The 14,507-nt window shown below is 56.1% G+C and carries 13 protein-coding genes; 10 read left to right on the top strand and 3 right to left on the bottom strand.

Translation table 11 applies throughout. From position 1 onward, the window contains the following. The first annotated feature begins 31 nt into the window (after positions 1 to 31). Entirely contained in the window at positions 32 to 1,885 is a 1,854-nt protein-coding gene (gene lepA / locus ACQQCD_RS04385) for a translation elongation factor 4 (RefSeq protein ID WP_430267188.1), read from the top strand. A gap of 12 nt (positions 1,886 to 1,897) precedes the next feature. Continuing rightward, complete coding sequence (hemW, locus tag ACQQCD_RS04380) at positions 1,898 to 3,130, top strand: radical SAM family heme chaperone HemW (protein WP_430267187.1); 1,233 nt, start codon at positions 1,898 to 1,900, stop codon at positions 3,128 to 3,130. Positions 3,131 to 3,171: 41 nt separating this feature from the next. Here hemW and ACQQCD_RS04375 read toward each other — a convergent pair whose 3' ends face one another. Next, positions 3,172 to 3,612 (bottom strand): DUF4870 domain-containing protein, encoded by a 441-nt coding sequence (locus ACQQCD_RS04375; protein ID WP_430267186.1) that lies wholly within the window; start codon positions 3,610 to 3,612, stop codon positions 3,172 to 3,174. Positions 3,613 to 3,736: 124 nt separating this feature from the next. Then, on the bottom strand, positions 3,737 to 4,576 hold the full coding sequence (locus tag ACQQCD_RS04370) for a DUF3097 domain-containing protein (protein WP_430267185.1): 840 nt from the start codon (positions 4,574 to 4,576) through the stop codon (positions 3,737 to 3,739). A 117-nt stretch (positions 4,577 to 4,693) separates the two neighbouring features. Between ACQQCD_RS04370 and hrcA the strand changes: the two genes are divergently transcribed. The 3 genes from hrcA to ACQQCD_RS04355 all read left to right on the top strand — a co-directional run bounded on the left by hrcA (position 4,694) and on the right by ACQQCD_RS04355 (position 7,653). Next, positions 4,694 to 5,707 (top strand): heat-inducible transcriptional repressor HrcA, encoded by a 1,014-nt coding sequence (gene hrcA / locus ACQQCD_RS04365; RefSeq protein ID WP_430267184.1) that lies wholly within the window; start codon positions 4,694 to 4,696, stop codon positions 5,705 to 5,707. Between the two features lie 61 nt (positions 5,708 to 5,768). Beyond that, complete coding sequence (gene dnaJ / locus ACQQCD_RS04360) at positions 5,769 to 6,896, top strand: molecular chaperone DnaJ (RefSeq protein WP_430267183.1); 1,128 nt, start codon at positions 5,769 to 5,771, stop codon at positions 6,894 to 6,896. A gap of 1 nt (position 6,897) precedes the next feature. Further along, positions 6,898 to 7,653, top strand: a complete 756-nt coding sequence (locus tag ACQQCD_RS04355; protein WP_430267182.1) for a 16S rRNA (uracil(1498)-N(3))-methyltransferase — start codon at positions 6,898 to 6,900, stop codon at positions 7,651 to 7,653. 41 nt (positions 7,654 to 7,694) lie between these two features. Here ACQQCD_RS04355 and ACQQCD_RS04350 read toward each other — a convergent pair whose 3' ends face one another. Beyond that, positions 7,695 to 8,639, bottom strand: coding sequence for a GerMN domain-containing protein (locus tag ACQQCD_RS04350; RefSeq protein ID WP_430267181.1), 945 nt, complete (start codon positions 8,637 to 8,639; stop codon positions 7,695 to 7,697). A 272-nt stretch (positions 8,640 to 8,911) separates the two neighbouring features. Here ACQQCD_RS04350 and ACQQCD_RS04345 point away from each other — a divergent pair, with 272 nt between their 5' ends. The 5 genes from ACQQCD_RS04345 to ACQQCD_RS04325 all read left to right on the top strand — a co-directional run bounded on the left by ACQQCD_RS04345 (position 8,912) and on the right by ACQQCD_RS04325 (position 14,507). Continuing rightward, positions 8,912 to 10,060, top strand: a complete 1,149-nt coding sequence (locus ACQQCD_RS04345) for a PhoH family protein (RefSeq protein ID WP_430267180.1) — start codon at positions 8,912 to 8,914, stop codon at positions 10,058 to 10,060. Next, positions 10,057 to 10,530, top strand: coding sequence for an rRNA maturation RNase YbeY (gene ybeY / locus ACQQCD_RS04340; protein ID WP_430267179.1), 474 nt, complete (start codon positions 10,057 to 10,059; stop codon positions 10,528 to 10,530). The genes ACQQCD_RS04345 and ybeY overlap by 4 nt, the downstream gene beginning before the upstream one ends. Next, complete coding sequence (locus tag ACQQCD_RS04335; RefSeq protein WP_430267178.1) at positions 10,527 to 11,858, top strand: hemolysin family protein; 1,332 nt, start codon at positions 10,527 to 10,529, stop codon at positions 11,856 to 11,858. The genes ybeY and ACQQCD_RS04335 overlap by 4 nt, the downstream gene beginning before the upstream one ends. Continuing rightward, positions 11,842 to 12,813, top strand: coding sequence for a GTPase Era (era, locus tag ACQQCD_RS04330; protein WP_430267177.1), 972 nt, complete (start codon positions 11,842 to 11,844; stop codon positions 12,811 to 12,813). The genes ACQQCD_RS04335 and era overlap by 17 nt, the downstream gene beginning before the upstream one ends. A 146-nt stretch (positions 12,814 to 12,959) precedes the next feature. Continuing rightward, positions 12,960 to 14,507: an LCP family protein gene (locus tag ACQQCD_RS04325; protein WP_430267176.1), complete on the top strand. Its 1,548-nt coding sequence runs from the start codon at positions 12,960 to 12,962 to the stop codon at positions 14,505 to 14,507.

Below are 14,507 nucleotides of genomic sequence, written 5' to 3'. Positions count from 1 at the left end.
TTGGGAGCCCATCCAAAAGTAAGGAACCTGCGTGTCTCCCATGGCCCGCACCGCCCCGGTGCCCGCCGCGACTGATCCGGCAATCATTCGGAACTTCTGCATCATCGCGCACATTGACCACGGCAAGTCCACCTTGGCCGACCGTATGCTGCAGTACACCGGCGTTGTTGAACAGCGCGATATGAAGGCTCAGTACCTTGACCGTATGGACATTGAGCGTGAGCGCGGAATTACCATCAAGTCCCAGGCTGTCCGTATGCCTTGGGAGCTGGATGGCACCAGCTACGCGCTGAACATGATTGATACCCCCGGGCACGTGGACTTCACCTACGAAGTTTCGCGCTCATTGGCTGCGTGCGAAGGCGCTATTTTGCTGGTGGACGCAGCGCAGGGCATCGAAGCTCAAACCCTGGCGAACTTGTATCTGGCCATGGAGAACAACCTCACGATCATTCCGGTACTCAACAAGATTGACCTGCCCGCAGCTCAGCCTGAAAAGTACGCAGCCGAGTTGGCGAGCCTCATTGGCGGCGAGCCTGAAGACGTTCTCCGCGTTTCAGGCAAAACTGGCGCCGGCGTTGAAGCGTTGCTGGACAAGATTGTTAGCGACCTCCCCGCACCCGTCGGTGACCCGAACGCTCCGGCCCGGGCCATGATTTTTGACTCTGTATACGACACCTACCGCGGCGTGGTCACCTATGTGCGTGTAGTGGATGGTCACCTCGTTCCGCGCGAACGTATTCAGATGATGTCCACCCGTGCCACTCACGAGCTTTTGGAAATCGGCGTCAGCTCCCCGGAGCCCACACCTTCCAAGGGCCTGGGTGTTGGCGAAGTGGGTTACCTCATTACCGGTGTGAAGGACGTTCGCCAGTCAAAGGTTGGTGACACGGTCACTAACCTTGCCAAACCGGCGTCGGAATCCTTGCCGGGTTACGCGGACGCAAAACCTATGGTGTTCTCCGGACTTTACCCACTGGACGGTGCCGACTATCCGGTGCTGCGGGACGCTCTTGAAAAACTTATGCTCAACGACGCCGCCCTAGTCTACGAGCCGGAAACTTCTGCGGCGCTAGGGTTCGGGTTCCGGGTTGGGTTCTTGGGACTTTTGCACCTTGAAATCACTCGAGAACGCCTAGAACGCGAATACAACCTGGACCTGATTTCCACAGCGCCCAACGTTGAATACGAGGTCACGCTCGAGGACAAAAAGGTTGTTAAGGTAACCAACCCCAGCGAATTCCCGGTGGGCAAAATTGGTGAAGTCCGCGAACCTATGGTTGCTGCCACCATCTTGGCGCCCAGCGAATTCGTTGGCGCTGTTATGGAACTGTGCCAAGGTCGCCGTGGTGTGTTGGGCGGAATGGACTACCTTTCGGAAGATCGCGTTGAAATTCGCTACCGGCTACCGCTTGCGGAAATTGTTTTCGACTTCTTTGACATTCTTAAGTCCAAGACGCGGGGCTACGGCTCACTTGACTGGAAGGCCGACGGCGAGCAAGTCGCCGACCTAGTCAAAGTGGACATTATGCTCCAAGGCGAGCAAGTTGATGCGTTCAGCGCCATTACTCACCGCGATAAGGCTTATGCGTACGGTGTGATGATGACTGGCAAGCTGCGTGAATTGATTCCCCGCCAGCAATTTGAGGTTCCCATTCAGGCTGCCATTGGCGCGCGCATTATTGCCCGCGAAAGTATTCGAGCTATCCGCAAAGACGTTTTGGCTAAGTGCTACGGCGGTGACATCACTCGAAAGCGCAAACTGCTGGAAAAGCAAAAAGAAGGCAAAAAACGTATGAAGATGGTGGGCCGTGTGGAAGTTCCGCAGGAAGCATTTATTGCTGCGCTCACTACTGATGAGTCCAAGGGCAAAGAGAAAAAGTAGGGCAGTTACCTAGTGCCAAGTGTTCTTCCTCTCGGGGATCCGGCGCCCGCTGACGGTCTTTTGCCGGCGCAAGCGGGCGTTGGTGCCGAGCAGCGAGCCTTCGGGCTCTATGTCCACATCCCGTTTTGTGCAGTGCGTTGTGGTTATTGCGACTTCAACACGTACACAGCAACGGAACTGGGCGGCGGTGCTTCGCAAGACGCCTACGCCCAGACTGCGGCGTCAGAAGTCGATTTCGCAGCAGAAGTGCTGACAAAATCGGGGCTGCCCAAGCGTGAATTGAGCACCGTGTTTTTTGGTGGCGGGACACCAACTTTGCTCCCTGCCGCTGACTTGACCGAGATTCTGGGCCGTGCCCGCACACATTGGACCCTCGCGGAAAACGCTGAGGTCACCACCGAAGCCAACCCGGACTCAGTGACTGCCGAATCGCTCCAGCTATTGGCGGATGCGGGTTTCACTAGAGTCTCCTTCGGTATGCAATCTGCAGTACCGCATGTTCTGAAAACTCTTGACCGAACCCACAATCCTGATCGCGTTCCGCAGGCTGTGGCATGGGCTCGAGAAGCCGGGCTGGCCGTGAGTCTGGACCTCATCTATGGAACCCCGGGTGAGTCGGTCGACGATTGGCGCACCTCTCTAGAGACAGCGCTCAGTTACGGTCCAGACCACATTAGTGCTTATGCCTTGATCATTGAGGACGGTACTAAACTCGCTGCACAGATTCGTCGTGGTGAAGTGGCGGACGTGGACGACGACGATCACGCCACTAAGTACGAACTCGCCGATGAGCTCATCAGCGCAGCCGGACTAAGTTGGTATGAAGTGAGCAATTGGGCGCGAACACCGGCAGATCGTTGCGAACACAATTTGGCGTATTGGCGCGGAACTGATTGGTGGGGGATTGGGCCAGGCGCCCACTCACACGTTGGCGGTGTCCGGTGGTGGAATGTTAAGCATCCCACCGCCTATGCCAACCGCTTGGGGACGGGCGCTTCGCCAGCGGCTGGCCGCGAAACGCTAGATGAGGCAACTAGACACGTGGAGAACGTGATGCTGGCTACCCGCTTGGCTACCGGTCTAGACGTTGCTGAGTTGTCCGAGGAGGGCCGTAAACAAATTGCCGGTCTGATTGCCCAGGAGCTGGTCGAACCGCTAGCTGCCTTTGCCGGGACGCTTAAGCTGACCCTCAAGGGCCGGTTGCTGGCTGACGCTGTGGTGCGCCAAATCCTCCCTGACCTCTAGACGCTAGCCGCCAAGGGGGACCATCATTTCTATCCTCTTGGCTAGTGAATGAGGCGCAGATTAAAGGCGTAACGGTGCGGTTGGCCGCGGTTTACGTGAACACCGGCGTTGACCGATAAAATGGTCAGAGCAATCCAGATCAGCGTGGCAATCACCGCAAATATATTTCCCACTACGGGGACAAGGACCAAGATGTTGGCCAACACTGCAGCAATCGTTGGAGGCAAAGTGAAATTCAATGCTTCTTTGGATTCTTGCGCTGTAAAAGGGCCGCGCTCCTTGAAAATCAGGTAGATCAACAGAGACGGCACAAAGCCAAGAATCCCGCCAAAGTGCGCCAAAGTTGCCCACTGACGATCTTCACTGGCCGTGAGCGGCAACGCATTTGCTGCTACGCCATGGAATTCCGTCGGCTCGCCGTGATGCGGCCCTGGGGAGGAATTCTGTGAGGCGGGTGGTGGGGTGCTGGCGTCCTGTGCCACGGTGCGTTTCCTTCAAATCTCTTGGCGGCGGTTGGTCCACCGAGGTGCTTTGGGTTCGCCGGGATGCGGCCTCTATCAAGGATACTTGCTGTGCCCCGCTATTTGCGTAAATGAGCTCCAACACTCAGGCCGTCAGAAAGTCAATGACTTCTTCAACGCGGCCCAAGAGCGAGGGCTCTAGGTCTGCGTAGCTATTAACCCGAGATAGCAAACGTTGCCAGGCTAGACCGGTGTCCTCGGCAGTGCCGTGTGGCCAACCAAAAGCCTTGAGGATTCCAGTTTTCCAATCGGTACCGCGGGGGACTTGTGGCCACGCCGGAATTCCCAAAGTTGTTGGTTTGATGGCTTGCCACACATCTACGTAGGGGTGTCCCACAATAAGTACGTTTGCTGCTGCACCGGGAACCGCCATTGCCTCGGCTGCGATCTTTGATTCCTTTGAATCGTGGACCAAGTGATCAACCAAGATTCCTAGTTTCCGCTGGGGCCCTGGCTGGAAAGCACGGATGGCGGCGGCGAGGTCGTCAACACCGTGAAGAGGTTCAACCACAATGCCCTCAACACGCAGATCGTCACCCCAAACTTTCTCAACGAGTTCGGCGTCGTGTTTTCCTTCAACCCAAATTCGGCTCGCTTTGGCCACTTGAGCGCGCTGCTCAACCCGGATTGAACCGGATGCGGTGAGTGCTGGGGCCATGGTGCGTGATTTGGGGGCAGGCGCGGTGAGCTTGATGGGCACACCTTCAAGTAAAAACCCGAAGCCTAGGCGGAACGACTTAGTTTTGCCGCGGTTGTCTTCTAGGGCTACGACGTGCATGCCGCCAGATTTTTCTACCCGCGTTACGGCGCCCACCCAACCTGACTGCACGTCCTCCAACACCATGCCGAGTTCCACAGGAACTTCAGCAAGCTGTTGCTGCTTGGCAGGAGTGAGGTCCTGCGGACCCCATGAACTGTAAGACATATCAAGCTCCGCTGTGGCTTCTAAAATTTGCTGCCCCAAGGGGCGAATGACGCATACTAGACTTAGCACTTGAGCATACAGAGTGCTAACCGAAATACCACTTGGAGGTGAATGCATGTGAGTGACCCGCGCCGGCTTGAAGTATTACGCGCCATCGTGGAGGACTATGTGCACTCGCGTGAGCCAGTGGGTTCCAAGGCGCTCGTGGAGCGGCATCATTTGGGCGTTTCCAGCGCCACCATCCGCAATGACATGGCAGCCCTTGAAGACGAAGGTCTGATTACGGCGCCCCATACGAGCGCTGGCCGAATCCCTACGGATAAGGGCTATCGGGTTTTCGTGGACCAAATCTCGTCGGTGAAGCCGCTCTCGGCTGCAGAGCGTCGGGCCATTGAATCGTTACTTAATGGCTCTGATGACCTGGATGACGTCTTGGATCGGACAGTGAGGTTGCTCTCACAAATCACCAACCAAGTTGCGGTGGTCCAGTATCCACACCTCAGTCGGGCCAAGCTGCGGCACCTAGAGTTCGTTCAACTGGCACCTCGTCAGGTATTGATCGTCCTGATTGTGGACACTGGCGTGGTTGAGCAAAAAGTCATTGAAATTGGAACAGAACTGCCCGAAGAACAGTTGATTGCTTTGCGAGCAAAGTTTTTGTCTGTGGCTGCAGGTACTCCACTGAACCTATTGCCAGAGACAATCGCGGCAGTGCCCTTGACAGTTCCCATGCCCTTACGAGTAGTAGCCGTTGAAATCTCCAACGCCTTGCGGCTGCTTTCGCAGAACAACCGTGAAGATCGCATTGTGATGGCCGGAACAGCAAACCTAGCCAGGTCCACTGGTGATTTCCCGTTGAGCATCGGTCCCGTGCTTGAAGCGCTTGAAGAACAAGTGGTGATGCTGCGGCTACTGACGGAAATGTCAACGGATCCGCGTGGCGTCACGGTCAGTATTGGTCGCGAAAACGCCAATGATTCTTTGGCTGAGGCGTCCGTGGTGGCTACCGGATACGGGCCAGAAGCTGTCTCCAAGGTTGGTGTCCTCGGTCCCACCCGGATGGACTACCCAACCACCATGGCTGCCGTCCGAGCCGTGGCGCGTTATTTGTCAAAAATTCTTGCAGGCTGAAGTCGTTTCCCTAGCGACTTATGTAGCGAAAACGAAGTTGAAGAGGAAGTGAAGAAGTAACTTGAGCAACCACTATGAAGTTCTTGGCGTCTCCCGCGAAGCAAGTGGCGAGGAGATCAAGAAGGCTTACCGGAAGCTCGCACGCACCTTGCACCCCGATGTTAATCCGGGCGAGGACGCGTCTGAGCGCTTCAAGGCAGTCACCCACGCTTATGAGGTCCTCTCCGATCCGCAGAAACGTCGTGTTTATGACACCACCGGCAATGAAAACGGCACCGACAATGGTTTTGGCGGCGGAAGTTATGCAGGCCAGGGCTTTGCGTTCCAAGACATTTTTGAAAGCTTTTTCGGCGGTGGTGCTGCGTCAGGTCCTGCCTCGCGGGTTCGCCGTGGTCAGGACGCGTTGATCAGTGTTCGTATTGACCTCAAAGATGCCGTATTTGGCGTCAACAAAAAGATCGACGTTGAAACCGCCATCGTTTGTCCCACATGTGATGGCAGCTGCTGCCGTGCGGGATCCCAGCCCGAGCGCTGCGATATTTGTGGCGGTAGCGGACAAGTGCAACGTGCGGTCCGCTCCATTTTGGGCAACGTTATGACGGCTGCTCCATGTGGAACCTGTGAAGGCTTTGGAACCGTTATCAAGGACCCGTGCAATGAGTGCAACGGTCAAGGACGAATTCGCAGCTTGCGTTCGCTAACTGTCAAAATCCCTGCCGGGGTTGGCACAGGAACACGCATTCAGCTCACTGGTCAGGGCGAGGCCGGTATTGCGGGCGGTCCGTCGGGTGACTTGTATGTAGAAATCCGGGTCAACAATGACTCCATGTTTGTTCGTGAAGGCGATGACCTGCACGCCACTTTGCCGATTCCTATGACAGCTGCCGCCTTGGGCACGGACGTGACCTTGGACACCTTTGACGGCGCTCAAGAGATCAGCGTTAAATCCGGCACCCAGTCCGGCGAAGTTGTGACCCTCCGTGGGCTAGGCGTGACCCACTTGCGCGGCCAGGGCCGTGGCGATCTGAAGGTGCACTTGCAGGTGGAGACACCCACCAAGCTTGATGCGGCTCAGGAAGAGTTGCTGCAGCAATTGGCCAAGTTGCGTTCTGAACAATTTACCGAGGGCAAACTCGCTTCGAGTGGTGGGGTTTTCGCTAAGCTGCGCGATCGTTTGGGAAACCACTAGGGTGAGCAACCCCGTCTTCTTCACGGAGGCCGGCCAACTGGATGGCATGGCCATTGGAGCTCGCTTCGCTCTCAGCGGCGCAGAAGCGCGGCACGCTATCACCGTCAAACGCATGACAGTGGGGGAGCCGGTTGATGTGGTTGACGGCGCTGGTGTTCGCCTACGCGGCACGGTTGCCAGCACCGAAGGCGGGGTTTTGGAGGTTGAATGCGCCCAATTGCTGCATGAGACACCTCCAGCCCCGCGATTGGTTTTGGTCCAGGCCCTCGCCAAGGGAGACAGAGATGAACTAGCCATCGAGACGGCCACTGAGCTAGGCGTGGACGCTATTATCCCGTGGCAATCAGAACGTGCCATTGTGCGGTGGAAGGGCGAGCGAGGCGAAAAAGCCCTCGCCAAGTGGCGCTCTGGCGTAGGGGCAGCAGCTAAACAAGCGCGCCGTTCGGTGATCCCGGAGGTGCGAAACGTCGTCGAATCCGCGGGGCTGCTCACGGCCATCCGCTCGGCGAGCTTGGCGATTGTGCTTCACGAAGAGGCAACAGAGCCGCTGCGGGAAGTGCTGAAAAGCGCCGTGCCAGAAGCAGACGGAGAAGTGCTGTTTATTGTGGGGCCAGAGGGCGGTATTACACCGCGAGAGGTACAGAACATGCTCGACGCCGGGGCGAAACTTGCACTCTTAGGTCACCACGTGCTGCGCTCTTCCACGGCAGGACCGGCGGCGATTGTCTCGGCGTCGGAGTTTTATTCTCGCTGGTGACTGGGCCTTGCTTTTGAGGTGCCCTAGAAGGCTAAAGCTGGCTACTTAACGCTGAAATGTTTTGTATCAACCACCGCTGAGGTGGCAGGCGCACCCGTTGCGGGTTTGATGGTCGCACGTAGTTCATATTCACCGGCAGGCAGATCTGCCGAACTGGAAAACAGTCCGGCTTTGCCAGCCTCGGTGGAAACCTTTGACTCACCATTAAGCACCACTGTGTTGTTTCCGGACGCGTTCTTTCGCAAGATCTGCCACGTCACTGCTTCGCCCAGGGTTGATGCCAAACCGTTAAAACTGACCTTCCCAGTGGGGAACTTGGTTCCCTCTTGCGGGTCAATCACCCAAATCGGAGCGACAAGGCTGGCATCGCGTTGCATCGGTTGACCCAGCTTCACATGGCCAAAGGCGTTGTAGTCGGTGTGCCCATCAACTAAGACCACTACCTGGATTTGTTGTCCGGCGTCGATCATTCCTGAGCTGGACGCAGCTGCAGTGGCCGTATACACCAATTGCTGTACAGCTCGCTGAGCCATTCCAGCATCCATGTTGGCGCTAAAGGCATCTGGAGACAGATCCACCGTAATAATGTTCTTGCCGGAAATCGAGGTTGCTAGTTTTTGCGGAGACTGCCACGAAGTGAAGTAGTCAGGGTCCAGTGGTTTCTCCGACATCATGATTCGCAAGGCGTCGGTGATGGGATTCTCTGCGTTGGCGGCATTGTCTACGGTACGGAATTCACGGTACAAGAAAGCGTCGTCGCCGGCTCGGCCAATCCAGTAAACCGGAGCTTCGTTGGCCGCCGCCGTGGATTCCAAAGGAGCACTCGAGGAGTTGAGCGTTACACTTTGGCCCGCGGTGCTGGGACTTAATGTGGGGACTGTTGTAGTCTCCCGGGACGCCGTACATGCTGACAACGCTAGGGCAGCACTGAGGCAGCACACGGCGGTAATGCTTGTGCTCATTCCTCTGCGGCTCTTGCGGGGCATACGGGTTCCTTTAGTCGATTCGGCCTATTCAGCTTGACACAATGGGCTGGTTCAATGCGTGCTGGAAGTTGGTCAGAACGCCAACTGCAATCCGATTGATACTTCTCTGAGACGTAGCTGACACCAAGTGACGCGCAGACGCTCCGGTCCCGGTGAACCGTCTCTAACGTAGTATTAGGGGTACGCGTCTGCTGTGTTGTGTTCAGATTTTTAGTCCATTCAGCGGGCAGTCAAACCTAAGGGAGTGAGTCTAGGTCATCAGGACCGCCGCTATGAGCGATACGCCGATTTCAGGACGAAGCGCCGGTTCAAAGGCTGCAACGGGAAGCGAGTTCCCCCATACGGTTCCGGGTACACGGACCGAAGTGGTGATTTTTGATTCAGCTGAGCAGATGGTTCAGGCCCTCGGAAGTCATGATGAAGCTTTGCACTTTATTGAAGAGCGCTTTGCTGGTATTGCCTTCCACGCGCGCGGCGACGAACTCTCAATTGCCGGTCCGCCCCATGAAGTGCCCACGATTGTCCGCCTGATTGGTGAGCTACGTGCTTTGGCCAATCGGCAGACCCGAGTAACGCCGGCGGTGTTGGAGCAGCTTGTGATGATGCTCAAACAGCAGAGCGTTCAAAGCCCCTCGGACGTGCTGACGCAAAACATCCTTTCGAGCCGCGGCAGGACTATTCGGCCCAAGACCCTGAACCAAAAGAACTACGTCGATGCTATCGACGCCAATACCGTGATTTTTGGTATTGGCCCGGCAGGTACGGGTAAAACTTATTTGGCCATGGCCAAAGCTGTTCAGGCACTTCAGCAAAAAGAGGTCAGCCGGATCATCTTGACTCGCCCGGCAGTTGAAGCGGGGGAGCGGCTGGGTTTTTTGCCTGGTACCTTGACGGACAAAATTGATCCGTACCTCCGGCCGCTCTACGATGCACTTCACGACATGATGGATCCGGAGTCAATTCCACGCCTGATGGCCGCTGGCACGATTGAAGTTGCTCCCTTGGCGTATATGCGTGGACGTACTCTTAATGACGCTTTTATTGTTTTAGATGAGGCGCAAAACACCACACCTGAGCAGATGAAGATGTTCCTGACGCGTTTGGGATTTGGCTCCAAGATGGTGGTCACCGGTGACACCACGCAGGTTGACCTGCCCAGTGGGACGGCTTCTGGTCTGCGGATTGTCGCCGGCATTCTTGAGGGAATTGATGATATTCATTTCGCCACCCTCGAAGCTACTGACGTGGTGCGTCACCGCCTCGTTTCGGACATTGTCACTGCCTACGGTGAATGGGACGAGAAGCAACGAAACGCAGGGCAGCACGCGCTTCGAAACGAACGCGGCGCGGATCGACGCAAAAGCCGGGACAAAGACACTAAAGAATCCAAAGAATCTTCGCAGCAAGGAAATCCATCGTGAGCATCGAGGTAAACAACGAATCTGGCGTCACCGTTGACGAGGCCGCACTGGTCAAGATGGCGCGATTCATTTTCGAAGAGCTCTACATTCACCCGCAGTCTGAATTGTCCATCCTGCTTGTTGATGAAGAAGCTATGGAACGGCTGCACATTGAATTGATGGACGAACCGGGTCCCACCGACGTCCTTTCTGTCCCCATGGATGAGCTAACGCCTGGCACGCCTGACAAGCAATCACCAGAGGGCATGCTCGGCGATATTGCGGTGTGCCCGCAAGTAGCTGCAGCACAGGCCAAGGATGCTGGTCACAGCACCGATGAGGAAATGCTTTTGCTGACCACCCACGGGATCCTTCATTTGTTGGGGTATGACCACGCTGAGCCTGAAGAGAAAGAAGAGATGTTCGGGCTCCAGCGCGAATTGTTGTCCACTTTTTTGGGTAAGGACGCTCCGCGGGAGACTATGCAGTGACTGCACTGCTCCTCATTCTTATGGCGTTGGCTTTTATGGCTATCGCTGCAATTCTTACGGCGGCAGAAGCTGCCTACAATTTTTTGCCCCGCCACGACGCGGAGCACTTCAGCAGCAAAAAGCGTCTACGTTCGCTCAAAAAGATTCTTGAACAACCCCTGCCGCATGTCCGGGCGCTCCGTTTTTGGCGGGTGTGGTTTGAAATGGCCTCGGCAGTGGCAGTGGCATTGTTGCTCCAGAGTCTGCTGGACAATATTTGGTTAGCAGGTCTCGCGGCCACGGTCATTATGGCTGGTGTCGGTTTTGTTCTGGTTGGTGTTTCACCGCGGCAGTTCGGTCGAGTTCACTCCTCAGCCACGGTGCGGCTCACAGCCCCGCTGATTCGCTTTCTGTGCTGGGTTCTGGGGCCCATTCCGGCGTGGCTAGTGCGGCTCGGTAGCACCGTCACCCCTGGTGGTCCCACCGGGGATGAAGCGTTTTTCACTAATGAAGAGTTCCGAGAACTCGTTGACCGGGCCAGCGAATCAGACATGATTGAGGACAATGAAGCCGAACTCATTCAGTCCGTCTTTGACCTTGGGGACACTCTCGTCCGCTCCGTGATGGTGCCCCGAACTGACATTGTATTCATTGATGCTGGCTCCACACCGGAACAGGCCATGGAGCTGTTTTTGCGTTCCGGAAACTCGCGAATGCCTGTGATCGGCGAAAGCACGGATGACATTCTGGGCATCCTCTACCTCAAGGACGTAGCTGCTGTTCTGACTGACAAGCAGCCAGGCGAGCCGGGACCAGCGGTGGAAACAATTTCACGAACCGTGCGTTATGTTCCAGAATCCAAACAAGTCGCTGAGCTGCTTAAAGAGCTCCAGATCGAATCCACGCACTTGGCCATCGTGATCGACGAATATGGTGGCACGGCAGGGCTTGTGACGCTAGAAGATTTGATCGAGGAAATCGTTGGCGAGATTGTTGACGAATATGACTCCGAAGCCGCCGAGTCGGAGGCCCTGGAGGATGGCACCTTCCGGGTTAGTGCACGGATGAATGTCGCAGACCTCGGCGAGCTTTTTGGTAAAGACATAGACGACGACGACGTTGACACCGCGGGCGGATTGCTCGCCAAAGAATTGGGCCGGGTGCCGATTGTTGGGTCAGTCGTTGAAGTTCAAGGAATTGAACTTCGAGCCGAACGCATCGAAGGCCGCAGAAATCGAATCAGCCATATCATTGCCCGCTGGGTTGGCGAGGCAGAGACTGAAGACACAGAATCCTCTAGTGACGCTAGAGTCAAAGAACAGGGAGCCATCCGTGAGCAAGAAGGATAATTCAGCGAAGCCACAGGAAAACGGTGACCCGTACAACGGTTACCGTGCAGGATTCTCTGTTCTGGTTGGTCGCCCAAATGCTGGCAAATCAACATTAACTAATGCACTCGTGGGCCAGAAGGTTGCTATCACTTCGGCCAAACCGCAGACCACACGCCACACCATCCGTGGAATTGTTCATCGCGACGATGCGCAGTTGATTCTCGTTGACACTCCGGGTCTACACCGTCCGCGCACTCTTCTTGGGCAGCGACTCAACGACCTTGTAGCGGGCACCCTCTCAGAAGTTGATGCCATCGGTTTTTGCTTGCCGGCTAACGAGAAGATCGGTCCGGGTGACCGTTTTATCGCTGCCCAACTCGCCGCCGTCGGAAATAAGCCGGTGATCGCGATTATCACCAAAACTGACACCGTTGACCGGCAGGCGCTGAGCGACCAACTTATGGCAGTGGACAAACTGGGCCAGGAAATCTTCGGTGAAGACGGTTTTAGGGACATCGTCCCTGTATCAGCGGTGGATGGTTTCCAAGTTAAAACTGTTGCTGACGTGTTGATCAAACACATGCCACCGTCCCCGCCTTTGTACCCGGACGGTGAACTCACCGACGAACCTGAGGCCATTATGGTCGCTGAGCTTATTCGTGAGGCAGCGTTAGAAGGCGTTCGCGATGAACTTCCGCACTCCTTGGCTGTTGTGGTTGATGAAATTGTTCCCCGTGAGGGCCGTAGCGAAGACAACCCCTTCCTCGACGTTCGGGTGAACCTTTATGTGGAGCGGCCGTCCCAAAAGGCAATCATTATTGGCCGGGCTGGCGCGCGTCTGCGAGATGTTGGCACGCGAGCCCGGCTGGAGATCGAAGCGCTCTTGGGTACCCGAATCTACTTGGACCTGCATGTCAAAGTAGCCAAGGACTGGCAACGCGATCCCAAGCAGCTAGGCAAGCTGGGCTTCTAGCTTTCAGCATTGCTCCCCAACTGCGTGGTTCAGGGTGGCACGGATGCAGGAATTTCCCAGCCGAGCCACCTAAGATAAACAGACTTCAACCCCTTTGAAAGGCAGCCTGAGTGACGCGAGGTGATTCCGGTCGGCGGAAAAATACCGTGAATTCCGCCCCGGCCGTGGCCACGGCCGCGCGACATTCGGACTCAGGGGTCATCCCCAGCGGACGGCATTTGGGCAAGGAACATAAGGCTCCGCGCTGGGTACGCTGGACGGCCATTGTGGTTGGCGTGGCACTGCTTGCCGCCCTTTGCTTTGCAGCATTTTGGTTCATTCGACTTCAAGGAAATATTTCCAAAGCGCCGCTCAACGCCTCGAGCGATGGCGCAACCTCCGGGGTGGATGACAGCAAGGATCGTCTGCAGATCCTGATCATTGGTACGGACACTCGTGACGGCAAAAACAGCCAGTATGGTTCTACGTCAGATTCCACGGGCTTCGGCAATTCTGACGTGATGATGCTCTTAGACATCTCTGCGGACAACAAACGCGTTTCCGTAGTCTCCTTTCCCCGAGATTTGATTGTTAAGATCCCCGATTGCTACGACTGGAAAACAAAAAAGATCAAAGCAGGGGTACCAGCCGGTCAGATCAACAGTTCCATGAAGGACGTAGGTCCAGGATGCACAGTGGACACTATTAACAAGCTGACCGGGCTTCAGATTGACCACTTTATGATGGCGGACTTCACTGCTGTGAAGGAACTCTCCAACACGGTGGGTGGCGTTCAAGTCTGCGTCAACGCAGCCATCGATGATCCTGACTCTGGGTTGAAGCTCCCCGCTGGCAAGTCCATGGTGAAGGGCGAGCAGGCATTGGCATTCTTGCGCAACCGCCACGGCGTCGGTGACGGTTCTGACTTGAGCCGCATCAAGTCCCAACAAGCTTTCCTAGCCTCCCTGGTGCGCAAGATTCGCAGCGACGGAACGCTGACCAATGTCCCCAAGATGCTCGAGATTGCTGACACTGTGACAAAGAACCTCACGGTGGACGATGGCTTGGCCAACGCGCAGTCACTCCTCACCATCGGGAACCGGCTCAAAGACGTGGACTTGAATAAGGTCGCTTTTATTACCGTCCCCTGGGAGCCCTCACCGCTCAACCCTGATGCGTGGATTCAGCCCAAGGAACCCGAGGCCGCTCAACTCTTCAAGGCCATGCGCGAGGATTTAGATCTCACTAATCCCAAAGCTACGACGAGCCCTTCCGCTACTCCCAGCAGCACACCTTCTGCTACTTCTAGCACCGCGGCAAGCACGCCAACTTCCACCACCGCAGCGCCTACGTATGACAAAGCCGTCCAACCGATTGTGGTGGCTAACGGAACCACCGTGCCGGGGCGCAGTCAAGAGATCACGACTTTCTTGGCCAAGGGTGGATTCACCCAAATAAGTGAACTGGCCGTCGATGAAACCACGCAAACCACCGTGTACTACGGAACTGGTTTTGCTGACGTGGCTCGTGACGTCGCTGTGTCCCTAGGGATTCCTACGGCTCAGGTGGAGCCGTCGGCCAGCGTTAGTGGTGTCCAGGTCTACCTCGGCAGCGATTTCACCGATGGCACCTCCTACAAGGTGAGCACCGTACCAACGGGAATCGTTGGCCAAACCGCTGCCGAGCAGACCTGCCAGAGCGCCTACGTCGGGTAG

Source organism: Pseudarthrobacter sp. J1763 (assembly GCF_050490295.1).
In the GTDB taxonomy this organism is placed as follows: domain Bacteria; phylum Actinomycetota; class Actinomycetes; order Actinomycetales; family Micrococcaceae; genus JBNPEO01.
The sequence above is the reverse complement of the archived record's forward strand: the minus strand, read 5'-3'. Positions and strand labels throughout refer to the sequence as shown.